At 47.4% G+C, this 26197-nt stretch carries 23 protein-coding genes; 8 read left to right on the top strand and 15 right to left on the bottom strand.

Annotated elements, in window-relative coordinates; all coding sequences use genetic code 11:
* The 6 genes from mmsB to J2T16_RS09725 form a co-directional block, all read right to left on the bottom strand.
* Window positions 1–1164, bottom strand: a complete 1164-nt coding sequence (mmsB, locus tag J2T16_RS09750; protein WP_221790372.1) for a multiple monosaccharide ABC transporter permease — start codon at window positions 1162–1164, stop codon at window positions 1–3.
* Entirely contained in the window at window positions 1148–2698 is a 1551-nt protein-coding gene (mmsA, locus tag J2T16_RS09745; protein ID WP_221790374.1) for a multiple monosaccharide ABC transporter ATP-binding protein, read from the bottom strand. The genes mmsB and mmsA overlap by 17 nt, the downstream gene beginning before the upstream one ends.
* 122 nt (window positions 2699–2820) lie before the next feature.
* Window positions 2821–3906 (bottom strand): multiple monosaccharide ABC transporter substrate-binding protein, encoded by a 1086-nt coding sequence (gene chvE / locus J2T16_RS09740; protein WP_221790376.1) that lies wholly within the window; start codon window positions 3904–3906, stop codon window positions 2821–2823.
* Window positions 3907–4183: 277 nt separating this feature from the next.
* Entirely contained in the window at window positions 4184–5413 is a 1230-nt protein-coding gene (locus tag J2T16_RS09735) for a response regulator (protein WP_499018464.1), read from the bottom strand.
* Window positions 5414–5457: 44 nt separating this feature from the next.
* Window positions 5458–7425, bottom strand: a complete 1968-nt coding sequence (locus J2T16_RS09730) for a cache domain-containing sensor histidine kinase (protein WP_221790378.1) — start codon at window positions 7423–7425, stop codon at window positions 5458–5460.
* Window positions 7406–8419, bottom strand: a complete 1014-nt coding sequence (locus J2T16_RS09725) for a substrate-binding domain-containing protein (RefSeq protein ID WP_090915399.1) — start codon at window positions 8417–8419, stop codon at window positions 7406–7408. The genes J2T16_RS09730 and J2T16_RS09725 overlap by 20 nt, the downstream gene beginning before the upstream one ends.
* A gap of 304 nt (window positions 8420–8723) precedes the next feature.
* On the opposite strand from J2T16_RS09725, the gene J2T16_RS09720 reads away from it, so the two are divergent.
* Together J2T16_RS09720 and J2T16_RS09715 are read left to right on the top strand one after the other, a co-directional pair.
* Entirely contained in the window at window positions 8724–9308 is a 585-nt protein-coding gene (locus tag J2T16_RS09720; protein ID WP_221790379.1) for a LysE family translocator, read from the top strand.
* Window positions 9309–9338: 30 nt separating this feature from the next.
* Window positions 9339–10118: an AraC family transcriptional regulator gene (locus J2T16_RS09715; protein ID WP_221790380.1), complete on the top strand. Its 780-nt coding sequence runs from the start codon at window positions 9339–9341 to the stop codon at window positions 10116–10118.
* Between the two features lie 244 nt (window positions 10119–10362).
* Here the strand turns inward: J2T16_RS09715 and J2T16_RS09710 are convergent, their stop codons facing one another.
* On the bottom strand, window positions 10363–10935 hold the full coding sequence (locus J2T16_RS09710) for a hypothetical protein (RefSeq protein WP_221790381.1): 573 nt from the start codon (window positions 10933–10935) through the stop codon (window positions 10363–10365).
* 245 nt (window positions 10936–11180) lie between these two features.
* Between J2T16_RS09710 and J2T16_RS09705 the strand changes: the two genes are divergently transcribed.
* A complete protein-coding gene (locus tag J2T16_RS09705; protein WP_336120799.1) occupies window positions 11181–11849 on the top strand; it encodes a phosphatase PAP2 family protein in 669 nt (222 codons plus the stop codon).
* 85 nt (window positions 11850–11934) lie between these two features.
* Here J2T16_RS09705 and J2T16_RS09700 read toward each other — a convergent pair whose 3' ends face one another.
* On the bottom strand, window positions 11935–13368 hold the full coding sequence (locus J2T16_RS09700) for a glycoside hydrolase family 1 protein (protein ID WP_221790383.1): 1434 nt from the start codon (window positions 13366–13368) through the stop codon (window positions 11935–11937).
* Window positions 13369–13511: 143 nt separating this feature from the next.
* On the opposite strand from J2T16_RS09700, the gene J2T16_RS09695 reads away from it, so the two are divergent.
* The 3 genes from J2T16_RS09695 to J2T16_RS09685 all read left to right on the top strand — a co-directional run bounded on the left by J2T16_RS09695 (window position 13512) and on the right by J2T16_RS09685 (window position 16146).
* Window positions 13512–14525, top strand: coding sequence for a helix-turn-helix transcriptional regulator (locus tag J2T16_RS09695; RefSeq protein ID WP_221790384.1), 1014 nt, complete (start codon window positions 13512–13514; stop codon window positions 14523–14525).
* A gap of 67 nt (window positions 14526–14592) precedes the next feature.
* Window positions 14593–15411 carry a class I SAM-dependent methyltransferase gene (locus J2T16_RS09690; RefSeq protein ID WP_221790386.1) on the top strand — a complete coding sequence of 273 codons (819 nt, stop codon included), beginning with the start codon at window positions 14593–14595 and terminating at the stop codon, window positions 15409–15411.
* Window positions 15412–15486: 75 nt separating this feature from the next.
* Window positions 15487–16146 (top strand): hypothetical protein, encoded by a 660-nt coding sequence (locus J2T16_RS09685; protein WP_221790388.1) that lies wholly within the window; start codon window positions 15487–15489, stop codon window positions 16144–16146.
* A gap of 179 nt (window positions 16147–16325) precedes the next feature.
* On the opposite strand, the gene J2T16_RS09680 is transcribed toward J2T16_RS09685, so the two are convergent.
* The 3 genes from J2T16_RS09680 to J2T16_RS09670 form a co-directional block, all read right to left on the bottom strand.
* Complete coding sequence (locus J2T16_RS09680; protein ID WP_499018241.1) at window positions 16326–17087, bottom strand: hypothetical protein; 762 nt, start codon at window positions 17085–17087, stop codon at window positions 16326–16328.
* A gap of 219 nt (window positions 17088–17306) precedes the next feature.
* On the bottom strand, window positions 17307–17726 hold the full coding sequence (locus J2T16_RS09675; protein ID WP_186809599.1) for a hypothetical protein: 420 nt from the start codon (window positions 17724–17726) through the stop codon (window positions 17307–17309).
* 326 nt (window positions 17727–18052) lie between these two features.
* Window positions 18053–19261 carry a PQQ-dependent sugar dehydrogenase gene (locus tag J2T16_RS09670; RefSeq protein ID WP_221790392.1) on the bottom strand — a complete coding sequence of 403 codons (1209 nt, stop codon included), beginning with the start codon at window positions 19259–19261 and terminating at the stop codon, window positions 18053–18055.
* Window positions 19262–19743: 482 nt separating this feature from the next.
* Between J2T16_RS09670 and J2T16_RS09665 the strand changes: the two genes are divergently transcribed.
* A complete protein-coding gene (locus J2T16_RS09665; protein ID WP_336120802.1) occupies window positions 19744–20832 on the top strand; it encodes a M24 family metallopeptidase in 1089 nt (362 codons plus the stop codon).
* A gap of 222 nt (window positions 20833–21054) precedes the next feature.
* On the opposite strand, the gene J2T16_RS09660 is transcribed toward J2T16_RS09665, so the two are convergent.
* The 4 genes from J2T16_RS09660 to J2T16_RS09645 all read right to left on the bottom strand — a co-directional run bounded on the left by J2T16_RS09660 (window position 21055) and on the right by J2T16_RS09645 (window position 24006).
* Window positions 21055–21408, bottom strand: coding sequence for a hypothetical protein (locus J2T16_RS09660; RefSeq protein ID WP_154958471.1), 354 nt, complete (start codon window positions 21406–21408; stop codon window positions 21055–21057).
* A 134-nt stretch (window positions 21409–21542) separates the two neighbouring features.
* A complete protein-coding gene (locus tag J2T16_RS09655) occupies window positions 21543–22226 on the bottom strand; it encodes a queuosine precursor transporter (protein WP_221790396.1) in 684 nt (227 codons plus the stop codon).
* A gap of 142 nt (window positions 22227–22368) precedes the next feature.
* Window positions 22369–22596: a hypothetical protein gene (locus J2T16_RS09650; protein WP_499018240.1), complete on the bottom strand. Its 228-nt coding sequence runs from the start codon at window positions 22594–22596 to the stop codon at window positions 22369–22371.
* A gap of 12 nt (window positions 22597–22608) precedes the next feature.
* Complete coding sequence (locus J2T16_RS09645; RefSeq protein WP_090918005.1) at window positions 22609–24006, bottom strand: L-cystine transporter; 1398 nt, start codon at window positions 24004–24006, stop codon at window positions 22609–22611.
* Between the two features lie 349 nt (window positions 24007–24355).
* Here J2T16_RS09645 and J2T16_RS09640 point away from each other — a divergent pair, with 349 nt between their 5' ends.
* Complete coding sequence (locus tag J2T16_RS09640; RefSeq protein WP_154890917.1) at window positions 24356–26056, top strand: methyl-accepting chemotaxis protein; 1701 nt, start codon at window positions 24356–24358, stop codon at window positions 26054–26056.
* Window positions 26057–26197: the final 141 nt, after the last annotated feature.

Raw genomic sequence — 26197 nt, 5'->3', positions numbered from 1 at the left:
TTAAGCAGCTCGTTTATTTTTATTATAGATATCAAATGCCACTGCCAGCAGCAACACCAATCCTTTGATTCCTTGCTGCCAGTCAATACCCAGGCCGATCAGGGACATCCCGTTGTTCAGCACACCCATAACCAGACCACCGATGATCGCACCGAATACGGTACCGATTCCGCCCGAAGCTGACGCTCCGCCGATGAAGCAGGCTGCAATGGCATCCAGCTCAAAGTTCGTACCCGCTCTTGGCGTAGCCGCATTCAGACGTGCGGCGAAGATCAGACCGGATACAGCCGCAAGCGTCCCCATGTTTACGAACACCCAGAACGTTACTTTTTTCGTTTTAACGCCAGACAGTCCTGCAGCCTTCTCATTGCCGCCGAGTGCGTACACATGACGTCCCATCACGGTACGATTCATGACAAAGGAATACACCACGATCAGAACAAACAGAAGCACCAGAATGTTCGGGATACCCGCATAACTTGCCAGTACAAACGTGAACAGGTTGGTTACTGCTGCTACCACAATCAGCTTGAGCAGGAACAGCCCTTGCGATACTACTTCAAATCCATACTTGCGCTGGGAAGCACGTTCCCGCAGTTCATTCACAATGTACCAAATCGTAAGCGCAATCCCCACAATAATGGACACCAGACCCATGCCTGAGAATTGTACATCCGGCAGGAAACCGGAGCTGATCTTTTGAAATCCTGCAGGGAAAGGGGATATCGACTGCCCTTCCAGTACAATCATCGTCAGACCACGGAAGAGCAACATGCCGGCAAGCGTAACAATGAAGGCGGGAATCCGCACATACGCAATCCAGAAGCCCTGCCATGCACCAATGAGTGCACCGACCAGCAGGGAAGCAATGACTGCGAGCCAAGCTGGCAACTGCCAATTCACCATCATAATGGCGGCTACAGCACCGACAAAGGCCGCAATGGAACCGACGGACAAGTCGATATGCCCTGTGATAATGACCAGCACCATACCAATGGCCAAGACTAGAATGTAGCTGTTTTGCAAAATCAGGTTCGTAATATTAATTGGTTTGAGCAACAGCCCACTAGTTAACACCTCAAATAGAAGCATAATGACAACAAGGGCAATGATCATGCCATATTGACGTATATTATTTTTGAACAGTTTAGTTACCGTTTCCATGCTTACCGCCTCCAGACTTGGTCATATATCTCATCAGTGTTTCCTGCGATGCCTGCTCCCTGCTGACTTCACCCGTAATTCGTCCGGCATTCATCACATAGATCCGGTCACACAGACCCAGCACTTCCGGCAGCTCCGATGAAATCACCAGCACACCCTTACCTTCGGCAGCAAGCCGGTGGATAATCGTATAAATTTCGAACTTGGCACCCACGTCGATCCCGCGTGTCGGCTCATCCAGAATGAGAATATCCGGCCCGGCAAAAATCCACTTGCTCAGTACCACCTTCTGCTGGTTACCTCCGCTCAGATTCCCGGTTTTCTGCAGGATATTAGGAGCCTTGATGTTCATGCTTTTCTTCATCTCTTCCGCAACCAGCACTTCCTCCTGCTCGTTCACAACGGCATTACGGGTCAGTTTACCAAGTCCGGTGAGGGAAATATTGCGTTTGATATCATCCATCAAAATAAGGCCATATTCCTTACGATCCTCCGTCACATAAGCAAAACCATTCTGAATCGCCTCGGTCACACTGTTATTCTGAATCGGCTTGCCATCCTTGATCAGCTGCCCCGAGATGTTACGGCCATATGATTTGCCGAAAATACTCATTGCAAGCTCCGTACGTCCTGCGCCCATCAGTCCCGCGATCCCTACGATCTCGCCACGTCTGATGTTCATGTTGATCTGATCCAGCACCTTGCGCTCGGCCTGATGCTCGTGGTACACCGTCCAGTCTTTTACTTCCAGCACCACGTCACCAATGGTGGCATGACGTTCAGGGTAGCGGCTCGTCAGGTCCCGTCCAACCATGCCGCTGATGATGCGATCCTCGGTGACGTTATCCTTTTTCATATCGAGCGTTTCAATCGTCTTGCCATCCCTCAGGATCGTCACCGCATCCGAGACCTTGGACACCTCGTTCAGCTTGTGAGAGATGAGGATACAGGCGATGCCCTGCTTTTTGAATTCCAGCATCAGTTGTAGCAGATTTTCACTGTCATCTTCATTCAACGCTGCGGTAGGCTCATCCAGAATAAGCAGACGCACTTTTTTGGAGAGCGCTTTCGCAATTTCAACCAGTTGTTGCTTACCTACCCCGATGCTGGATACCAGCGTGTTCGGGTTTTCATTCAAACCTACTTTGCCAAGTAGTTCACGTGTCCCGATAAAGGTTTCCTTCCAATTCACGATGCCTTTGCTTGCACGCTCATTGCCCAGATATATATTTTCCGCAATGGAGAGATACGGGATCAGCGCAAGCTCCTGATGAATAATGACAATGCCCAGATCCTCGCTCTGTTTGATATCTTTGAACTCACAAGTCTTACCTCGGAATAAAATGTCCCCTTCATAGCTTCCATGCGGGTATACTCCGCTCAGCACCTTCATCAGCGTAGACTTGCCTGCGCCATTCTCTCCGCATATGGAATGAATTTCGCCTTCCCGGATCTTCAGGTTGACGTTCTCCAGCGCTTTGACTCCCGGAAACGTTTTGGTAATGTTCTTCATTTCAAGAATAATGTCCGTCATGGCATGTGCTCCTTTCCTTGGATGATGCGTTATAACAAGCCGATCTTTTGCTCCACGCTTTACGCTAGCCCGATCACTTGCATCGTATCTTACGGCAGCCTTCTCTCTTCCTGGATATACCTTTAAGGCAATCCTATTTCTTCTTTCGTGTAATACTTGCTGCCTACAATATCTTTTTCCACATTGGTACGATCTACAGAGATCGGGTCGAGCAGATACGCAGGTACAATCATTAATCCATTGTTATATGACTTTGTGTCATTCACCTCTGCTTGTTTTCCTTGCAAAATGCTGTTAGCCATCTCCACCGTTTTCTCGGCGAGCTTACGTGTATCCTTGAAGACCGTTTGGGTCTGCTCTCCGGCCACAATGGACTTGATGGATGCCAGTTCCGCATCCTGCCCCGTAATAACTGGAAGTGGTTTGTTCGGCTTGCCGTAGCCAATGCCCTTCAGGGATGAGATAATCCCGATACTGATTCCGTCATACGGAGATAACACCGCATCCAGATTATCGCCTGAATAGTAAGCACTCAGCAGGTTATCCATCCTTGATTGGGCCAAAGCCCCGTCCCAGCGCAGTGTGGCAATTTGCGCCATCGTCATCTGTTTGCTTCGGACGACCAGTTTGCCAGAGTCAATATACGGTTTGAGCACCGACATCGCACCGTCGAAGAAAAAGTATGCATTGTTATCATCCGGTGATCCACCAAACAACTCAATGTTAAACGGCCCCTTGCCATCCTTAAGCCCCAGCTTCTGTTCAATATAGGAGGCTTGTAGCACCCCGACTTTAAAGTTGTCAAATGTAGCATAGTAAGTCAGATATGGCGTGTTACGAATAAGCCGGTCATACGAGATGACCTGAATGCCTTCATCATGCGCCTTCTTGATGACATCGGTTAGCGTGTTGCCATCAACAGAAGCGATGACCATGACATCAACACCTTTGGTAATCATGTTCTCAATCTGAGAGATTTGATTCTCTACCACGTCTTCGGCGTACTGAAGATCTGTTTTGTAACCTTGCTCCTGAAACAGACGAACCATATTCTCTCCGTCTCCCACCCAGCGTTCCGATGATTTGGTAGGCATGGATATGCCGACATATCCTTTCTCCTTGCTTCCCACATCACTTTCAGCCAGATTACAGGCTGAGAGCATGACGGACATTACCAGAAGCCAGATGAGTATTGCTCCTTTTTTCATATGAAGTTCCCCTTTCCTCACGTCATCGCGTTCGGTATGATTCGTAAGATAACGCTTACAACACACGGAGTATCTTGCAGTTGCTTATTGTTCCTCTCTGCATCCCATGGTAGCATTTCGCAGCGAGCAAGGTCTTTGCAGGTTTTGAACCTTTTTTATAAAAATTTAACTTTTGATGGAAAAGGGCAAACGAAAAACCCACCACAGGTGGTTAACCTTTAAAGGTGGGTTTGTTTTTAGCCTATTGATATCCATACTTCCGATGAAGCTTCGAAATCTACACAGAGCCTGCGCTGGAACTGTCTGTTCCGCCATTTTTACGATATTGGGCAGGCGAGATACCCATCGTTTTTTTGAACGCTGTGCTGAAATAATGCTGTGTATCATACCCTACCCGTTCAGCGATGGTATGGATCGGGAGCGACGTGGAGTCCAGTAGCTGTGCGGCTTTACGAATACGAGTATGAGTGACCAGAGTAACGAACGAGTCGTTCAACTCTTTTTTCAACACACGACTGAGATATACCGCCGACACCTGCAAACGGGATGCGAGTGATTCCAGCGTCAACTCCCGTTCTGCGTACTCCTCCTGAATCAGCTGCCTTGCCCTGCGAACGAGCGGAGAGAGCTTCACTTCTTCATATACCTGTTCACGGCAATGCCGATACGTACCCGGCACCTCTTCCAGCGTCCCCCTATGAGGTTCAACATGGGCATGAACAGCGATGTTCAGGCAAGCACTAATCTGCTGCTCCAGCAGGAGTGCAATCTCCTCAGGGGTCTCCTGCCACAGGCAGATCCCGATAACACTACTAGCATCACGAAAGAGCACGTGCGGATGATCTCCGAGCAGTTCTGCTATGATATTTTCCATGGCATACAGAAACAGCTGACGATCATTCTCCCTCAGTATGGTCTGACGCGCCTCGGCAGCAGGCCAACGCACCACTCCAACTTGTACAGGAGATACAGAAGGCAGATGTAGAAAAGCAAGTTGCTCCATCAGACTATTACCATCTACCTGTCCTTTCATCCACTCCTGACAAAATCGCTGACGAAGCAGCGGGATATTTCGTTCAATCTGCTCTGCCGCCTGTCTGACATAGGCTGTCCGCTGATGTTCCTCATCCAGCCGCTGACGCAACCGCTCCAGTGCAGCTCTCAATTGGTCTGCTTGTACAGGCTTCAGGATGTAATCCTCCACCCCGAGACGAACCGCTTCCTGCGCATAAGCGAATTCATCGTGCCCCGATATGATCAGGTACCGAACCCCGGGGCACTGTTCCTGTAAAGCACGAATCAGTTCAATTCCATTCAGGAACGGCATATTCATATCGACTAGCACGACATGTACATTCAACTTAACTGCCCGTTCGAGTGCTTCTTCACCGTCCTCGGCTTCACCGACAACCTCCATGCCAAGCGTAGCCCAATCCATAGCTTCGCGGATTCCTTCTCGAATAATCGGTTCATCGTCGGCAATCAGCACACGATACAGGTTATCCATTGCATTGGCATTGACGGGTGTCACTGTATAATCCACAGCCTTCTTCACTCCTTCTTTTGTCGATCTTGGTTATCTCGGGGCTCAACCCGGGAAGGTATTGTTACAGGCATTTCCCGCATCAGTGGATGAATAATCGTAACGCGGGTTCCCTCACCCTGCCTGCTGTCCAGCAAAATCCCATAGTCACTGCCAAATGATAATCTTAATCGTGCCTGTACATTCAGCATCCCGTAACTTTTACCCGTCCACTCCGGTAAAGTCGATTCCAGACTCTCCATCGGCATATCCAGCAGCTGCAGCATCTCCGCCAGTCGTTCTTCGCTCATTCCGGCTCCGTCGTCCTTAATTGTCAGATGTAGCCGCCCCTGCTCCACATTCCCTTCTATGACAATGTGGCCTGGGCCTCGTCTGCCCTTGATCCCATGGTATATCGCATTTTCTACCAAAGGCTGGAGTAACAGCTTCAGCACATACAAGTTGTGCAATTCTTCCGGGACATGGATGGTGTATCCAAGACGATCCCGATATCTGGTCTGCTGAATCTGCAGATAACTGCTGATATGTTCCAGCTCGGAGTGTAGGGGAATATAATCCTGTCCCTTGCTGAGTCCGATTCGGAACAAACGGGACAGTGCCCCAACCATATTAGACACACCGTCAGCGCCTTCTTTTCGAGCCATCCAGTGAATCGTATCCAGCGTATTATATAAAAAATGAGGCTTGATATGCTCCTGCAAACTGCGCATCTCGGCATCCCGTTTCTGCCGTTCCCTCAGTTCATTCAGCGTAATCAGCTGACGAATCTGGCTCAGCATTCGGTTAAAACTATTTCCCAGCATACCGATCTCATCGGCACGATCACTCCACCGGCCTGCGTTGAGATTGCCCGTTTCGGCTCTGCGCATATAAGACATCAACCGGAAGATCGGCTGCGCAATGGAGCGGGAAAACCACAAGGATGCACTCAAACCAAACAAACACACGACAAAGACAAAACTAACCACATAGAACTGAATCTGTCGCACCTCGGAGATCGACTCTTTGGTTGGAAACACCCCCACCGTTCTCCAGCCCGTAAAGGTAGATGACTGATACATGAATAATAACGCTTCGCCATCCACATCTTTCGTAAACGTTCCGCCCTCTCCCGAAGCAAACCAGCTCGCCGGAATATGTTCAATGAGCGGATGTTCGGGTCTGTATACACTTTGTCCTTCGGCATCGGTGACCATGACATAACCGGATTTGCCAAGGGTTACATTACGAGCCGCCTGTGAAACGGACCTCAGCTTGAGGTCAATTAGTACAGCCCCCTTCACGAGCCCGGTCGTTTCATCCGTGACAGAGCGGGCGACCGATACAATCTCATCATCCTTATACCGGACATGGGTGGTCATGTTGCGCTCCCGCGGCTGACCCAGTACCGTGAAAATCCCTGGTTGCATTGCAGCCTTCCGATACCACTCTTCCTCGGTCAGACGTTGCTCCGTTCGAGGATACATCTCATTGCTTATATAATCACCGTTGCCGTTCACAAGCACGATGCCCGCAATTTCCGGGTACAATGTGGTGAATCCTTGCAACGTCTGTTTGATGCCATACAAACGGTTCTGTTCAGATTCCGTATACGCTTGGCTGGCTTGTCTTTCGACGCGTTCACGTTCATGTTCACGTGTGTTCCCGTCTCCGCCGATCTTCTCGTCCATGAAAGCATTGACATCTGGTTCGAATGCAATCAGGTAGGTCATATTTTGCAAATTCTCCATCTTGGTATTCAACGCTTCATTGACCTTGCCAATCAGCTGCATCGTATGTCCCTCTACCTGTCGCTCCACGACTCGTTCTACCGTCCAATTCACGAGCAGACCCAAACCGACGGACGGCACGATGGCAAAAAGCAGAAATAGCAGCATCAATTGGTATCGTAATGGCATGTTACGCAGACGCAGGCGGCGTACACCGTTCACAAGCTCAGAGCGCCATGTTCTCTGTTTATTTGGCATAATAATCATCCACATTTGAACGTGTCACGACCGAGATCCCTGTATCTACCGTTACAGGCAGCGGTGCATTTTCCCCTGAAGGCGAAGGCGCAGGCACGGTCAAGTGATGGTGCAGATGGAACAGATATTGGAGTGACCAGTACCCCATGTTCCAGGTCCCTTGTGCAATCGTAGCCGATATCGTACCATTTTGGATCAGATCAAGTGTCGCTTTATTTGTGTCAAACGAGATGATGCGTAGCTTCTGGCCATTGCCTGGATCTGTATTTTGCACCGCTTCCCCGGCTCCGGCGCCTCCCGTTGCCTCGGTGACAAATATACCCGCCAGCTTCGGATGTGCCTTCATCATCCGGATCGTTTCATCCCGGGATTTCAACGTATCTCCATGTCCATCCGCAATTTCGACGACCTGCATATTGGGGTATCGCTGCTGAATCGTTTCGCGGAATCCGTTGGTGCGTTCCTCATGATTCTGCTGTCCCGGCAACGTTAATACAGCGACTTCTCCTTCACGACCGAGTAGCTCGGCCATTTTATCCGCTGCCGTTACGCCTGCCTTGTAATTATCCGTCCCCAAAAAAGAATACGCCTGACTCCCCGGTGCATCGGCATCGAACAGGATTACAGGAATATCCGCTTCCACAGCTTTATTGATCGCTGGAATTAACGATTTTGGATCAATTGCGGATATAGCAATGCCTGCAGGTTTGCGCGCAATGGCCTGCTCAATCACCGTGATCTGCTCTTTGGCATCATACCGTGTAGCCCCGCGATATTCGACGGTCACGCCCAGCGCATCCGCGGCATCCTCAAAACCTTTCAGCGGGCTCTTCCAATATTCCAGCCCGGACTGAAACGTAATCATCATGTACGTCTCACCCAGATCACCGCGAAGTCCGCGGTTTTCCCACGAGCTGTTCACCTGACTGGTATATTCAAATCTCAATACATACAATGCAAACGCCGCAATCAGCACAATATAGATCAGCAGCATTTTTTTCATTTTTGTTCACTTCCTCAAGTGGTCTATGTCTACCTGTACACCCTCACTCCGTTATCGATTGTAAACGCAATCATTCAAAAAGGGAACCTCTCTCTATAAGTTGACTAAAGATTTACACAGTGCACTCCGTTAACGTGTAAATAAAATACGCACAACTTTTATAGAGAGCGCAATGATTAGGAGAAACACGCCTCATGATCTCAAGCTCCGCTGCGCAATAATGTACTATAGCTCTGGTCTGCTCCGCCGTATGATTACGACAATAATCGTTTAATTTAATCTATCATCGAAGAAGGAGCTTAACATGAATATACTAACCTTTTTAATCTACTGCATCGTTGTCACTTTCACACCTGGTCCCAGCAATATTGTCATTCTCTCCTCCACACAAAAAGTAGGCGCACGCCGCACCATGCCTTATGTCTGGGGAGCTACCTTAGCTTTCGGTCTGTTGCTGACCGCGTCTGCTTTGTTAAATCAGCTTCTCGCTGACATCTTGCCAGGCATCTTGCAAGTCATGCAGATCATCGGCGGTATTTACATGTTATACCTCGCTTATCAGGTCTATCGAATGGGCTCTACTGAAGCCGCTCCCCAGGCTATATTAGGCTTTTGGAACGGTGTAATGATGCAATTCGTAAATCCCAAGGTGGTGCTGTTTACCTTCACTGTCATTCCAGCTTATGTACTTCCTTACGTCGCTACAGAATCATGGTCTGCTTTCTTCTATGTTATGCTGATTACATGTATTGGTTTTCTGGCTTACTCCAGCTGGGTGGTGTTCGGCACGATCTTTCGATCCTTGCTGAATCGTTACCAGCGAACATGTAGTATGCTTATGGCTCTTTTTTTGATATACTCAGCCATTATTGTGTCAGGTCTAATCTAACGACTTACTTCATCTGAGGAGGTGTGCGGTATGGAACAGTTTAGCTACAAAAGAACAGAAGACGTGCTGGCTCTATCCGCCAGCTTCACCGATTTTACTTATAAAAAGCATTGCCATGAGGAATATGCCGTAGGTGTAACGCTGCGCGGTATTCAGCAATATCATCTGGAAGGTCACTATCAGGCCTCACATCCGAACGGCGTCATGTTGTTTAACCGCGAGCAATTACATGATGGAAGTTCCTATGATAAAGAGGGTATTGATTATGTGATGCTTTACCTGAAGGCTGAATTAGTTGAAGAAATTATGGGTAAAAAAGAACTTCGCTTCTCCACTCCCATCGTCTATGATCCAAAGCTTGCCCGAAGCATTCTCATGCTGAACGATGCCGTGCAGCACAGACAGGACGAAGCCGAGTGTAGCACCCGGTTGTTTGAACTCGTGCATATGCTCGCTCAGGAGGAACAGCCTGCAAGGCTCTGGAAACCTCAGGACAGTCTTGTTCGCAAAGCAAAAGAGATTATGTTTTGCAGCACCGCAGACGTGCTGAAACTGGAAGATCTATCAGCTGAATTCGGCCTGTCCAAGTTTCAATTTATCCGTGAATTCAAAGCCCATACTGGCTTTTCACCCTATCAATTTTTCCTGAACTGCAAGGTCGAACATGCCCGTCAATCGCTTGAGAAACATAGAGACATCTATACCGCCGTGGCCGACTGCGGCTTTGTCGATCTGACCCATCTGAACAGACATTTCAAACGGGTCTTCGGTGTGACTGCGCATGATTATATGGTACAGCTCCAGCGTTAGTATGGAGTTGCATCATCCCGAATAGGATGGTCATCACCCACCGAAATCAAAAACACAGCTGAAAAATCAACATCCCCTTACGGAGAGTATATAGGTCCATAAGGGGATGTTTGGTCAGGTAAATTCCACTGCACGCTGCGTTCACTGCAGCTCTTGTCCTTCATATGGCCGCTCTCATACAAACCTTCTATATATCACATACAACTCTTCTATGATAACAATACAGATGCTTCAACTATAAATATTATGCTCTCCGCTGTTTCTTTCTCCACAGCGAGCCACCTACCAGCGCAAGTATGACAACTGCACCCCCAGCATATAGCGAAATCATCCACGGATTGCTATATCCACTGCTGCTGTCCGTGAAATCATCAGAGCTTACAGGAGTGCCTTTGTCCAACATATTAATTGCTTCTCCAGCCTGTTCAATCTGAAGATTACCGCTACATAGGCTGCTGTATAATTTGCCATCCTTATCATCCTGATTAGCAAAAATAAGATAAGATTGATCTTTTGCCAATGTTATTCCACAGGCACCTTCGCCCATATTATTAATCAATATGGTTGTCTTTTTTGCATCTACGCCTTTCCAGGTCGTGTCTACATCCAGCGTATATTTCTTATATTCCCTACTACTGATTATGGAGTCGCCTCCGATCTCGACTACTTTCCCCGTAAATACAGCGCTATACGTTTCCAACTTCTCCTTAACACTGGATTCGACACAACTGCACGCGTATGCCCGCTCCCCTGGCCAAACCATCACATTTGCTACAAAAAACAACAGAACTAAAACGGCCGCTCCCACTCTCCTCATCCTTACATTCTCCCCCTTTGAGTTATCCTGAAGCCTCTCTTATCTTACTAACGTCTCCATTTTCGTTTTTGTTTGATTTATTGTAGAATGTTAACACTATGTTAAAAGGTTATGTATATACTGCTGACTGCATCGGTTGAATGGAAAGGCTGTACTGTTATCGAAGTCTTCGTCTAAACCATCTCCCTCGTTCAACAGGTGAAGCTATACATAAAAGACATTTTACATCATGGAGGAATTAACATTTGAAGCACAATTTGACGAAAAAATTTTCCATTCCGCTGCTCGTTGCAGCGTTATGCCTGTCCGCTTTTATCAGCATTGCGCTGTCCATTAGCGATAACCAGATTCATCGCTTTGATGCTGTACTCATCGACTTGATCCAAGGCATGGAGTCGCCTGGCATGACCCGATTTATGCAATTTTTCACCTGGATCGGCAGCGAACTTCAGGTCGTTGTCATTACGGTCATTGTTATGCTGATCCTCTATGTTTTCCTACGCCACAAACGCGAACTGCTCTTTCTTGCCATCGTGCTTGCAGGCTCTACGCTATTGAATGCCGTGATCAAGCTGCTGTTTCAACGAGCTCGCCCAACTATTAACCGCATTATCGAAGTAAGCGGTTACAGCTTCCCCAGCGGACATTCCATGGCGGCGTTCAGCCTTTATGGTGGACTTGCTTTTCTGATCTGGAAGCATATCCCGACCTTTACCGGGCGTGTATGTATGATTGCAGCTAGTGCTGCCTTTATCCTGATGATCGGCATTAGCCGGATTTATCTGGGCGTACATTATCCTAGTGACGTCGTTGGCGGTTACTTTCTGAGCGGGTGCTGGTTATTCACCTGTATCTGGTTCTACAGACGTCATTTGCAGCGGCTGTCCGAATTACAAGCCAGAAGCTTCGCCTAGTCGCATGTTACATGCATCATCGCTAAAAACCCCAACGACCGAAAGATCGTTGGGGTTTTGTTATCTTTTGATTACAGCTGTTGAATTACAATTTCTCTCCATTAGAAGCAATCACATCTTTGTACCAGTAGAAGCTTTTCTTCGGTGTGCGGCTCAAGTCACCTTTGCCATCATTATCTTTGTTGACATGAATGAAACCATAACGTTTCTTCATCTCACCAGTCGATGCACTTACAAGGTCAATACAGCCCCACATTGTATAAGCAATAAGGTCAACGCCGTCTGCAACCGCTTCTTTCATCTGCTCAATATGACCTTTCAGATAATCAATCCGGTAGTCATCCTGAATGGAGCCGTCTTCTTCAATTACATCAACCGCACCCAGACCATTTTCCACAACCATTAATGGTACCTGATAACGATCATAGAGGTGGTTCAGCGTATAGCGTAGTCCTTTCGGATCGATCTGCCAGCCCCAGTCGGAAGCTTCGAGATAAGGGTTTTTGATACCACCCAGTAGATTTCCTTCCGCTCGATCCAGCGATGCATCCGCACTTTCCACGAGAGACATGTAATAACTGAAGGAGTAGAAATCTACACAGCCTTCACGCAGCGTCTGCTCATCTTCCGGTTGCATTTGAATTTCAATGCCTTCTTCTGCGAAGAAACGTTTTGCGAATCCTGGGTATGCTCCCCGAACCTGTACATCGCCACAGATCATGTTGGACAGTTGATCTTTCTTCTGTGCAAGCAAAATATCATCCGGGTTGCACGTGTTCGGATACGTTGTCATGAAAGCAACCATACAGCCGATTTTGAAATCCGGGTTGATCTCGTGTCCCAGCTTCACCGCTTTGGCACTGGCCACGAATTGATGATGCAGCGCCTGGAACCGAGTCTGTGGCTGATCTACGCCGTCCGTCAATGTTTCTTTACCTTCAAACAACAATCCACCTGCCATATATGCACCAAGCGGCATTGTCAGACAGTTAATTTCATTAAAGGTCAGCCAATATTTTACCTGATCCTTATAACGATTGAAGAGGGTTGTACAATAACGGATGTAAAACTCGATCACTTCACGAGAAGCCCAGCCGTTATATTTTTGTGTCAGGCCAAACGGTGTCTCGTAGTGGGAGATCGTCACCAATGGCTCGATATTGTGTTTTTTCAACTCGGCAAAGACGTTATCATAGAACTTCAAACCCTCTTCGTTTGGCTCCAGATCGTCACCGTTCGGGTAGATGCGAGACCAGTTGATCGACATGCGGAACATTTTGAAACCCATCTCGGCCATCATCGCAATGTCTTCTTTATAATGTCCATAAAAATCAACCGCTTCATGGCTCGGATAATAGGTGCCCTCTTCAAGAACAGGTGTAATTCGGCGCGGCGTGGTATGCGTTCCGCCTGTCATCATATCCGATGTGCTTGGCCCTTTGCCATCCTTATTCCATCCGCCTTCAAACTGATTGGCAGCCGTTGCGCCGCCCCAAAAGAATCCATCTTTCATTTTCATGATGCGTTTCCTCCTCTAAATGTTGACGGCTACTAGAGCACGTCTGTGATCTTCAATCCACTGAAATACGCTGAGAACTATAACGTTATAGTACAAGTGTAGCACCCATACCCTGACAAGGGTTGTCATGATATAATTTGGTCATGGAACATAACCGATTATTCCGAATGTTGTTGCTGTTGCTGGAAAAAAAGAAAACAACCGCCCCGGAGCTTGCACGCCTGTTCGAAATCTCGGTTCGCACCGTTTACCGGGACATTGACCGTCTGAGTGCCGCAGGCATCCCCGTCTATACAACAACGGGCAAGCACGGCGGCATTCATCTGATGGATAACTATGTCATGGACAAGTCGTTGCTGAGCGAGGATGAACAGAATGAAATTTTGCTCGGCTTGTACAGCGTCAGCGCCATTCCTCATCTGAACAGCGCCCGGATGCTGGGCAGGTTAACAACCCTTTTTGATCATAAACTGGACTGGATTGAATTTGAGTATTCTCCGTGGGGCAGTATTCCCGAGCAAGAGATGCACCTGTTTAATCAGGTGAAACAGGCGATATTCGCAAGTCAGTTGCTCGCATTTCACTATATCGATTCCAATGGAGAAGCGAGTGAGGAGACGGCGTTGCCGGTGAAGCTTATTTTTAAAAACAATACATGGTACTTCAAGGGTCTAAAGCAACCCCAGCCTATGACATCCAATTCGCCCGACACCTTCGTCACGTACAAAATCAAACGGATCACGAAACTTCGCTTTGTGCCCGGCGCATATGAGCATACTCGGCCATCGACAGGGGAGGGAGATCGAGTTAAAGAAGAACCTTATCACGGAGAAAACCAAGACATCAAGATACAGTCTAACCAACCGTCTGAGAAACAGACTCCGATCGAACTTCTGTTTGAACAAACGATCGCTTATCGTGTTTACGATCTGCTGGATCCCGCCATTATTCAGCAAGAAGCGAATGGGAAACTAAGGGTTTCTATTCCAATTGATGAGGGTGAACAGCTTTATTCATTCTTACTGTCCTTTGGCTCAAAAATAAAGGTGATTGCTCCTTTGACGGTGCGCAAAGAGTTACTTCGCAGACATCAAGAGGCCGTCGCACTTTTACTGGAAGATGATGGGCACAAAACCGAGTATGATGATACAATATAGTATGTATCTATACCATTTCATTTTAAATTAGGATTGACAGGAATTTAGCGATGTTGGGAGGACATACATGAATCAGCAGATCAGACACAATAACGTAGAACGCTTTAAAGGATTTGGCACACTGTATGATCGAAACAGACCCGCTGCTCCCCGCGAAGTCGTCGATATTTTGACTCATTATCTGGGCAAAAGGCCACGCTTCGTGGCTGATGTTGGTTGTGGTACAGGTTTATCCACCTGGATCTGGCTGGATTATGCCGAGCGAGTAATCGGCGTGGAACCTAGCGAGGATATGCGTTCCGTTGGCATTGCGAAATGGGAAGCTGCAGGCAAACCGGATCAGCTTCGCTTTGCGGCGGGAATGTCCCATGACCTCGGCCTGCCGGATGATAGTGTAGATATTTTGACCTGCTCCCAGTCGTTTCACTGGATGGAGCCGGAATCCACCTTACGCGAGTTCGCACGGGTACTGCGTCCAGGCGGTATTTTTGCTGCCTACGACTGTGACTGGCCGCCTGTATTGGACTGGCAACTTGAAGCAGCATACCAGCAACTGGTGAGTACAGCGGATGAACTCGCCTCACGTCTATCGAGTACAGAGCAACAAGCATATAAATGGAGCAAAGAAGGCCATTTACAGCAGATCCAGCAATCCGGGCTGTTCCGTTACAGCCGGGAAATTATGTTCCATCATCAGGAGCCATTCACAGCTGAGCGTTATGCCAACCTGGCTCTTAGCCAAGGCGGACTCCAGACAGCTTTGAAGCTGGGCGCCACAGAATTGAATGACATGGCGGACGATTTCAGACGCCGGGCAGAGCTTGTTTTTGACGGAAAATCAAAAGAAGTGCTGTTCTCCTATCGCATGCGAATCGGTATCGTTTAAAATAAAAGCATACGAGGATATAAGAATAAGAATATAAAAATATAAGATTATGAATCTTGAAGGGTTGTGACCACTTTGATTAACAAAGAGGTGCTGGAACAAGATCGACTTTTCATCAAAAGCTGGCTGGACGCATATTTCGATTCTCCTCACCGCGATATTCTAATGTCTCATCCGGCCAAAATAGAAGAAGGGGACTATGGCGTTCCTTCGGATATGCATGATGGCGAGGTGGATGAAGAGGAATGGGTTCGCTGGAGAATGCTGGATTCGGAGATTACAGTAGATCAGATTAACGAATTAGTTGCTAATTATGTTAAGCCTGGTTCGGGTACGTATAGCCCATCTTTCTCTCTGCCGCCGCTCTATACGGCCTATCTGAGTAGCCGATATGTTCTGAATGTGTATCTTCGCTATGAAGGATTTACGATCGAATTACCGAATCTACCTTCTGACTACCCCCTGCGGGAATTACGAAACCTCTGGTCATCATCGGAATTACTGGTTAAGGCGGGATATATTCCATTTGCCTCCTATGAAGATCATGCGGGGCCTGTCTGCTGGGATTCGAGTAAACCAAATGATGACAATGATTATGCTGTCGTGTGGTTCGATCACGATATATTAACAGAAGAGGGACAGCCCAGCCGGGAGCAGCTTGAACACTACGCACAGCCTCTTTTTCACTCTTTCCGGGAAATGCTGATGCGCTCTTCTTCAAGCACTCGTTCTTAATTTAATTGTAGAGATATAAATAAAGAGCGCCGTTCCCGTTCATCGTCCGCTTTGACTTGGGGAGGGCGCTCGAATATATAACTCTAATTTCCTGAAATGAACCGCGAGAATGCTACAGTTCCATTTTGTACAGCTTTTTTTAAAGTGATGCTAAGGATAAGCAGATCAAGATGAGAATATTAAGACGAGAAAAGATGATTTAACTGTTGTTCCTGCACTTGAAGAGCAAGGGCCACTTTGGAAGGGTCCTGCGGCGAATAAAATACGTTAATGATATGTCCCTGCTGAACCTGTGACATGGCAGAAGGCAGGATTTCTTTTTGCGTAATCACCTCAAAGGTTTCACCATTTGGCTTCGTAATACTAAGTTTAAGCTGTAACTTGATGTTGCCATTCTGTCCACTTCCCATAGGGGTAACGTCGAGAATTTTAGCCAACCCCTTCTCTCCTGTACGTGCGATATCTACCATTTCCGGTGCTATACCTTGTTGCATCATCTTTTCATTCAACAGTTGCTGCATATGCTCTTGCGACACGGTTCCATGCTGATCCAGCCCGACTTTGCGCTCATCTTTCTCGGAAACGACAAGCGGAATGATAGCTCCCGGCTGAAACTGAGACAGCGAAGTCAGAGGAATAATGGTTCTTAAATCTGTATCATATGTTTCCCGGCCTTGACGAGACACCTTCAGCATCATTTTCACTTCCGGCTGCTCATTAATATAGGTACCCGTCTGCTGAATGCTTTGGATCACACCCACTGCCGGCAATCCTGATTTGATCTTGCGCTGACCCAAACTTGTACCGAATATAGACGAAATGACCAGTAAACCAATTCCTCCAAAAAGCATCGGTTTAAACCACCACGCCTGCATGACCATAAACGGATCATCCCACAGCCACTGAGCTATGAACGGGGAAAATCCTGTCCCAAATACCATCAGTAAGCCAATTACTCTAAAAAAACGACTCATCTCTATCACCCTATCTATCTAATTTATGCTGTATAAATCTTTTTACTTTTTACTATTTGATATCTTTTGTTATATCTTCGGTGTGTATGTTTCCTTTGCGTTGTTATCTGTAACACGTAAACTAATAATTCAAATTTTTTCCTATATTCGGAATAGTCGCATTAATATCTATCGCTATGAATCCACCTAAACCGAAAGAAGTCCCATATAGATCAGTTCAGAAGGATTCGCCGGATGCTGTCCCAAACCGACACGATCACCCACACGCGGAATCTGCAGCTTGGATACAAGTGTTTCCATTGTGCGTTGATACGTGTGACCACCCGTTTCAGTAACTTCAAGTACAAGCACCACAATGGGATCAAAATTAATTAATTTTCCCGTATCCGTTACACTGATCACGGTTCCAGTTGCTGTCAGAGGCAACGATCCGCTTGCAGCGAGTTGTGCCTGCTTAGCCGAGTCCAAACTCTGGTTGATGGCATCCCGATGTTCCTTTGGTACAAATCCTTTCATCATCATGCCCGTAAGCCCTTTGTTCATTACGCGATCCGCTTTGGCAACCGCATCTTCCTGTTTGTTTTTACGTGTAAACCATCCCATCATATCGAACACCTCATTTGTTTTTTATTGGGTATGATTAATTATAAACACAACACAGCCTGTATGAATACCGATCTGGACACATACAAAAGAATTGAAGAAATGTCCTGCTGGAGACGACTTTCCATCAATTAATTTGTAGCTATGCTTGCTTTTTCACAATAAAAACGTTGTTCTAACCGAATCAATGAGGAGTAAGCCATTTATTTTTGTGAATTTGTCCGCTACTTGGCTCTGATTACAGTTACTCAGAGTGGTCAAATCCCTGCTTTTTTTTATAAATCTCCCCCTGTGACGCCGATCTACCAACCAATCCAGCTAAATAACCGCTACCCTTCGGGCGTAAGCACAATCAACTTATCATCACCTTCACGCGGTGTGCCGCGGCCATCGCGATTGTTGGTTAGCACGTACAGCTTACTATCTTCACCAGCGGTGACATTACGTATACGGCCCCATTCATCTTCGAAAAAAGGGACCACCTGCTCGACCTTCGTACCGTCTTCGGACAATACAACCCGCAGTAGCTGCTCCCCTCTCAGATTCGCAGCCACTAATGAACCCGCCCACGGGCCTTCCGCAATGAAGGCTACACCCGAAGGCGCCCAGGTATCATTCCCGCTATGCGCCAGCGGAGCCTGATAAGTTCCGTTATCATCGTCGTCGCCCTCTACTTCGGGCCAGCCATAGTTCTCCCCGGCAACAATCCGGTTAATCTCGTCATGATTGCGCTGACCGTGTTCGGTCGCATAGAGATATTCGTTATCCGGATTCCATGCCAGCCCTTGGGCGTTACGATGTCCCATACTGTATACAGGGGAATTCGGCCAAGGGTTATCTGACGGGATCGACCCATCGAGACCGATGCGCAGTATTTTTCCACCAAGGCTATCCCGGTTCTGTGCCAGTTCCGGTTCATAACGCTCGCCTGTAGTGATATACAGCAGCTGATCCGGTCCGATTTTGATTCGTCCGCCGTTGTGATTGACCCCGCCTGGAATGCCCGTCAATAGCTCTTTGTCGATTACCGCTTTTCCATCCGTCACCTTCAGGCGCAGCACGCGATTGGCAATATCCTGTCCCTCCAAGTACGAGTGATACACATACAGATAACCGTTACTCTCAAAGTCCGGATCTGCCTCCAGCCCGAGCAATCCACCTTCGCCTTCTTCGTTAAAGGGTGCCTCGAATTCAATCAGCGGCTCTGACTCCAGTTTTCCATTCGTAATAACTCGGATCACGCCCGGGCGCTCGGTCACAAACATTCGTCCATCTGCAACCGTCACCACTTCCCAAGGTGCATTCAATCCCTCGACCAGAACGGAAGCCTGATAGGGAACGACTGTATTCCCTTGCTCATCCCGCTCTTCAGTACCTGTTTCAGCGTTGCCTCCGGTTGCCGTCTGTCCTTGACCCGTTCCTTCTCCTTGAGATAGCCGTTGCGAATCTGACGTCGGGGTGCCGGGAGCACAGGATGCTGTTAACAAAGCCATGCTAAGCAATGAGGCATAAAGCGGCACAGTTAATCGATTGTTCATGACGAATTAAACTCCCCTTTCAACTTCATTGGATTGAGTAAAAAAGTGGATCAGCTTCTCTCCCTCATTTTCGTATGTTGCCTGAAGTCCTGACGAGTCTTATGTGTGAGTCTTTGATTCATGGTCTGCTGCCCGATTTGTCTGTGTCTCTCTGTCTTCTGAATGTATTGCAAGCCTATGTTGTACCTGTATTATCTCTCGCGTTGTGTTTCTGTATCGTTTGTCTGTCTTACAAGGTCTATATGTCTAGTATATATGCGTCTTTTCTTTCAGCCAACGTTCCACCTGTAAAGCGGTTTCGCCCTGTATTACCCTTGCCACTCTTCGCCTAAACGGTAAAAACAGGCATTCCTCGGCTTAAAAGTCGCCGCTAGTTTAGAATTTTTTCAACATCTTCTATAATAGAAGAAACAGACGCTATAGTGTTAAGAAAACACGGTGTATTTAAAAGAGCGTACATATGAAAGGTGGATATATCTAATATGAACCAAACTCCTTTATCCAGACTGGAAGCCGATCTGTCCAAGCAAGGACTCGATGCCATGCTCATCACAGATCCAAAACATATTTATTATCTGACGGGATATGCGAGCAATCCGCATGAACGTTTTATGGGCCTGATGCTGGCACGCGGTGAAGATCCGTTACTGATTGTGCCTGCACTGGACGCGGATGCCGCTGCGGCAGCTTCTACTGTATCCAACATTGCTACACATTCGGACACGGATAATCCCTACTCGCTGTTTGACCGATATCAAGGACGGCTGGGCCGGGTAGGTTTGGAAAAAGAATACGTTACCGTCTCTCGTTATGAGCAACTAAACTCCGCTCTCGGCGGTGCAAGTTTTGAAGATGTTGGTTCGTTGCTACGCGCACTGCGTGTGAACAAAACACCGGAAGAAGTCGCTCGTATTCGCCATGCCATCTACTTAATTGAAGAAACGCTACGACAAGGTCTTACCCATGTACGTGCAGGTGTTACGGAGATCGAGCTGGTCGCTGAGATGGAATACCAGATGAAAAAACTCGGTGCCGACGGTCCCTCCTTCGATACAATGGTGCTGACTGGACCAAAAACTGGCCTGCCGCATGGTACGCCTGGGGATCGCAAACTGCAGCACGGGGATTTGCTTATGTTTGACATGGGTGTGTACGCTGGTGGATATGCGTCAGACATTACGCGTACCTTTGCCTTCGGAGACATTTCACCTGAACTTCGCACCATCTATAATACCGTACTTGCCGCCAACGAAGCCGCGATACAGGTTGTTAAACCAGGCATTACCTGCGCATCCGTTGACCGCGCTGCTCGTCAGGTGACGATTGATGCAGGATACGGCGAGCGTTTTATGCACCGTGTCGGACATGGACTCGGCATTGATGTGCATGAGTATCCATCCCTGCATGGAGAGAACATGGATCTGCTTCAGGCAGGAACCGTGTTTACCATTGAACCGGGTATTTACACCGCAGCAGGCGGTGTGCGTATTGAGGACGATGTTCTTGTCACCGATACAGGTGTAGAGGTACTTACTACGTATCCCAAAGAACTGCAAATCCTGACAAACTAAGCTGCAAGTAGCAAGTATGCAGTCGCAAAACATGAGACAACTGCAACTTCAATTAGCACAAAAAATCCCGCAACCCATGACAACTTGGCTTGCGGGATTTTGATTCTTGCGATGGGGATCAGCGTCTATTAGAGTTCACATCCATCGCGATCTGAATCGATCAGAGGGTTGCTATGTCAGGCGTAAATTTTGTATTCCATGCTCAATCAGCTTCCATCTTCGTTAGTCCATTTCATGGGTTATATCCTGCCAATCCTCCAGTTCAGGCAACTCCTGTTTCCCCCAGTAATCCAAAAACCACTGAATCACCTTGGTTGTATCTGCCGTGGTGTAACTGTAATGCCGAAATCCGCTCTCACCTTCCTGCAAACGGGTCTCTACCACCATTTGCCCCGGTTCCTCAAGCGAAGCAGCCTGCAAATACATACTTCCCTCTACCCGTTCTGACGGTTGCAGAACGACAAAATCATGCAATTCCAGATCCGTAATCAAGTCCACAAATACCGAGGCATTAAGGCTATCATTCTCATAGGTTGTGCCATTGCTCTCCAGTTTGTAGCGCAGTGTGGAATACATGCTCAATCCCCCTTGTCTTATGTAATCGTAGACGTATATTATCAGGAAACAAATTCTGTTGTATAAATTATCCCCCTGCAGAGTCCATATTGCAACTGTGGCTCCGCAGAGGGATTTGAAGTGGCGATCCTATTTTAAGCTTCATCTTCAAATTTAAAGTTACGTGCGGCATACAGAAACGGCGTTCCAACCGCAGTCAGCACAAACTTGATCAGGTAGGTCGTCAGGAAAATTTCCAGCCACACATCCCATGGATAGATAAACACAAAGGCAACCGTGCAGAATACAAGCGTATCTACAAAGGAACTGATAATCGAGCTACCGTTCGTTCGAATCCAGAGCTGATTACGTCCCGGTGCGATTTTACGTAGCCAACTGAACAAACGCACATCCAGAAACTGACTGATGAAATACGCAGACAGACTGCCGAGCGCCAGACGTGGCAACAGACCAAACAATGTTTCCATCGAATCCTGAGCAAAATCCGTCGGTGCCGCATTAAATAACAACACCATCTGCATCAGAACGGTTGTCATGATCAATGTGAAAAATCCAAACCATACCGCCTTCCGTGCCTCATCCGCCCCGTACTTTTCATTGAGAAGATCACTGGTCAGATACATGCTAACATACATCGTGTTACCCAGCGTTAAGACGATTCCCATAATGTCTATCGTTTTAGTCACCTGAATGTTGGCAATGACCGTTGCTACACCGATCCAGGCATACAGACCTTTTTTGCCGAACAGACGATAACATAGAAGAAAAAATCCATACGTCACGAGAACGAATACCGCTCCCCACACCAAATTAAACATGAATACATACACTGCCTTCCTAGTTTTGATTACGCGGGATGGTTACGAACCGCGGTTTGGCGCAGCGCCAAAACATGAATAACTCTATCACATTTCCTCAACATTGAACAGCACTAAATCCCTCCAGCGTTGCATAACACCGTTAACCCAACACATATATCCTCACACGCTCTAACCCGCCATCACCCCGATCCCCCTTCTCTGTTGAAAAAAAGACTCCCACCACTCGCGCCGCATCTGCACGTTCCGGTGTAATCCCACACGCAAAAGCCGCCCTCCGGAATGTCTCCAAAGGACGGCCTTGCATCCACTCTAATACAGCTCGCTCTGCGCACGCTGCCTCACCAAGTGCACAAGCCGTGCGCGGCAAGCTTCGCGCAGCTTACGCGTGAGCAGCAGAATCCAGCTCACGGCTTTGATCGTTGAACGTGTCCCGATCGTTTTCTTTCAAAATTTTGCTTGTCAGCAGTCCGGATGTCATGGACCCGTTCACGTTGAGCGCTGTACGACCCATGTCGATCAACGGCTCAACGGAAATCAACAGTCCTACCAGAGCCACAGGCAAATTCAATGTGGACAAGACGATCAGGGAGGCGAAGGTTGCCCCGCCGCCAACGCCTGCCACACCAAACGAACTGATCATAACTACGAGGATCAACGTCACGATGAAGTCCCAGCTCAGAGGGTCGATTCCGACCGTCGGAGCAATCATAACCGCCAGCATGGCCGGATATACACCGGCGCAGCCGTTTTGCCCAATCGTAGCACCAAAGCTTGCGGACAAGTTGGCAATCCCGTCGGATACGCCGAGTTTCTTCGTCTGTGTCTCCACGTTCAGCGGAATCGCTGCCGCACTTGAACGAGAAGTAAAAGCAAATACCAGCGTTGGCAGTACTTTTTTCACATACGTAACCGGGTTAAATCCGGACAGGGAGATGATGATCAGGTGGATGACAAACATAATCGCCAGCGCCACGTAAGACGCAATGACAAACTTGATCAACTTCAAAATTTCCTCTGCATTGGTGGTCGCCGTTACTTTCGTAATGAGCGCCAAAATACCGTAAGGCGTAAGCCTCAGTACCAGCGTGACAATCCGCATTACAACAGCGTAGACGGCATTCACCATGCCACGGAACGTTTCCGCCTGTTGCGGTTTCTTGCGATCCAGTCCCAATACAGCTACACCGATAAAGGCTGAGAAAATAACGACAGCCAGTGTAGACGTACGGCGTTCACCCGTCATATCCGCAAATGGATTGGAAGGAATGAACTCCAGCACCTGCTGTGGAATCGTCTGATCCTTCACATCAGCCAAACGTTCCTCCACCTTCTGGATTTGAGCCGTTTCCCGATCTCCCCCTTGAATCTCAATGGAAGTCAGGTTGAATCCCAGACTTGTTGCAATGCTGACTCCTGCAGCAATCGCTGTTGTGATTAGTAAAATAGCGATGATGGAGAAACTCATCTTACCCAGGTTTTGCTTGCCCTTCAGATTCATGATCGCCGAGATAATCGACACCATGATGAGTGGAATAACTACCATTTGTAACAAACGAACATATCCTGAACCGACCAGATTAAACCAATCGACTGACTTCGTAATCACATCCGAACCCGATGTGTAGATCAATTGCAGAATAACACCATACACAACACCCATACCTAGACCCGCAAATACACGTTTCGTAAACGAGATGTGTTTCTTCTGCATCCAGTAGAGAACACCCAGCAGCGCCAGCATGACCACTACATTCACAATTAATAGAAATGTATTCATTACCTTTGTTCCTCCTCAGACATGTATCATCGGTGTTGAACCGATTCTCTAATTTATATTTGGCCTTCAAATGTGACAATGAACAATATAACATATATCAAACTATTCTGGTAGGTATTAATTGATATTATGTAATATCCATGTTAATCATTCTGGATCGATGAAAATAATTATGCAGTTTTATGAAAATTCTGCTATTCAACCCGCGGTTAATTTTGTAAAATGGGTATATCCGCTTATTCGAGAGTTTCGTAAATACAAAAAATAGGTCTTTCTTCGTTAGTAAAAAAGGCCATAGAGAACGGAATAAGGGACAATGTTATTGAAGATGACGTGAAAGGGTGATTCTATGTTTCGCAAACGCACCGTTGCTGGCAAGATCAGGGGCACGTTATTCCTAGTGTTACTCGTTGCCTCCCTGTTGTTTAGTATCAGTTTTTATGCCGTATCCATGAATATTATTCAAAGTTACGTGCTACCTCAGTTCGACAAAGTTCTGAATACGTCCATTCAGGATATTTACAAAAATACATCTTCATCCAAACTTCTGCAGATCCAAAGTGGCGGTGCAGGCGCTGAAGGAGCGGCCATGACGGTCGGATCCTACCTGGCTGATCAATCCAAAGAACATAGCCTGGATGCGGCTTATGTCATTGCCGTGCAGGATGGCAAAGCCACCGTTGTTGTCGCTAGCATCAACTCCAAGTTCAAGACCGGAGATGCTATTGATGTAGAACCTTCCATGGCACAAGCAAGCGAGAAGAAACAAGTGGTCATCAGCCCGGTCTTCTCTGATTCTTATGGTGTACATAAAGCAGCATTTATGCCGATTGCGGGAAGCAATATGCTCATGGCCGTCAGCATGGATGCCAAGTTTGTTCAGGATAAAATTGCTCAAATTTTCTGGCTATGCCTTGGTATTACCGCGTTGGTATTTGTCCTTGGCTGGCTCATCTCTACTAGTATGATCAAAAGAGTCACCAAACCCATCATTAAACTTGTAGAACATAGTAAACGAATCTCTCAAGGTGATCTTACCGCTGAGCTACAGATTAAAGGCAAAGACGAGATCGCCCAACTGGCCTTCAGCTTCCAGACGATGACACATAATCTCAAAGAAATGATTAGCCGTGCCCTAACTACCTCTAATGAGGTCGTTGTCGGTTCCAATGACTTGCTTGAGCGTGTAGAGTCCATGTCCGGTATGGTACAGAACTCCAGCCATGCTGCCGAAGAAGCTGGAAAAGGTAGTGTCAGTATCGCTTCCAGTGCATCCGAGAACGCAAGAGCGATGGAAGAGATCACCCAAGGAATTATGCATATCGCATCTTCTGCCGCCGAAGTATCCGAACAAATCAATGAAGCTGCAACAGAGGCGCTTAACGGCAATCAACTGGCACAAAATGCAGTGAATCAGATGGAACTTGTCGGACAAACCGCCAGCGAATCGCTGCGTTATATCGAAACGATGAACGAACGTTCCGTTGCCATCGGAACCATTGTCAATTCTATTTTTGAAATTACGAAACAGATTAACATGCTGTCCCTTAACGCATCCATTGAAGCGGCCCGTGCGGGTGAACACGGACGAGGATTCGCCGTTGTTGCTGGAGAAGTCCGCAAGCTGGCGGAACAATCCAAGACAGCGACCGAAGAAATCGCCGATTATCTCGGTACGATTCGTGAAGATGCCGAACGATCCGTAAGTGCGATGAACCGGGTAACGCAAGAGATTGGTTCTGGAACTGCTGTTGTACAGCAAGCAGGTTCAGCCTTCCAGCAACTCAATGAATTGATCCAGAACGTCAATCTCACCATTCAAACCGTCTCCTCCTCCACACAGCAAGTTTCTGCAGGTGCAGAAGAAGTTAGCGCTTCGGTGGAAGAAACAGCACAGATTACATCCAAGTCTCGTGAGAGCATGGAACAGATTGCAACTACCGCAGAAATGCAACTCAGCGAGATGGACTCTCATTCGAGCACGGTGCGCCATCTGCATGAACAAGCTGTCGAGCTGCAAACAGCGATGAAGAAGTTTAAAATCGACTAATGATTGATTAAGCTTCAATCGAATCATCCATCAACAATCATCAATAATGATCACATATCTATAACCCTGCATTTGCTATATTAAACATTGTAAATAATCTAATAAAAAACACCCCCATACCAGATGCAATCGTTCAATGAC

Source organism: Paenibacillus intestini, from assembly GCF_030803945.1.
GTDB classification, from domain to species: Bacteria; Bacillota; Bacilli; order Paenibacillales; family Paenibacillaceae; genus Paenibacillus; species Paenibacillus polysaccharolyticus.
This window is presented reverse-complemented; position numbering and strand designations above follow the sequence as displayed.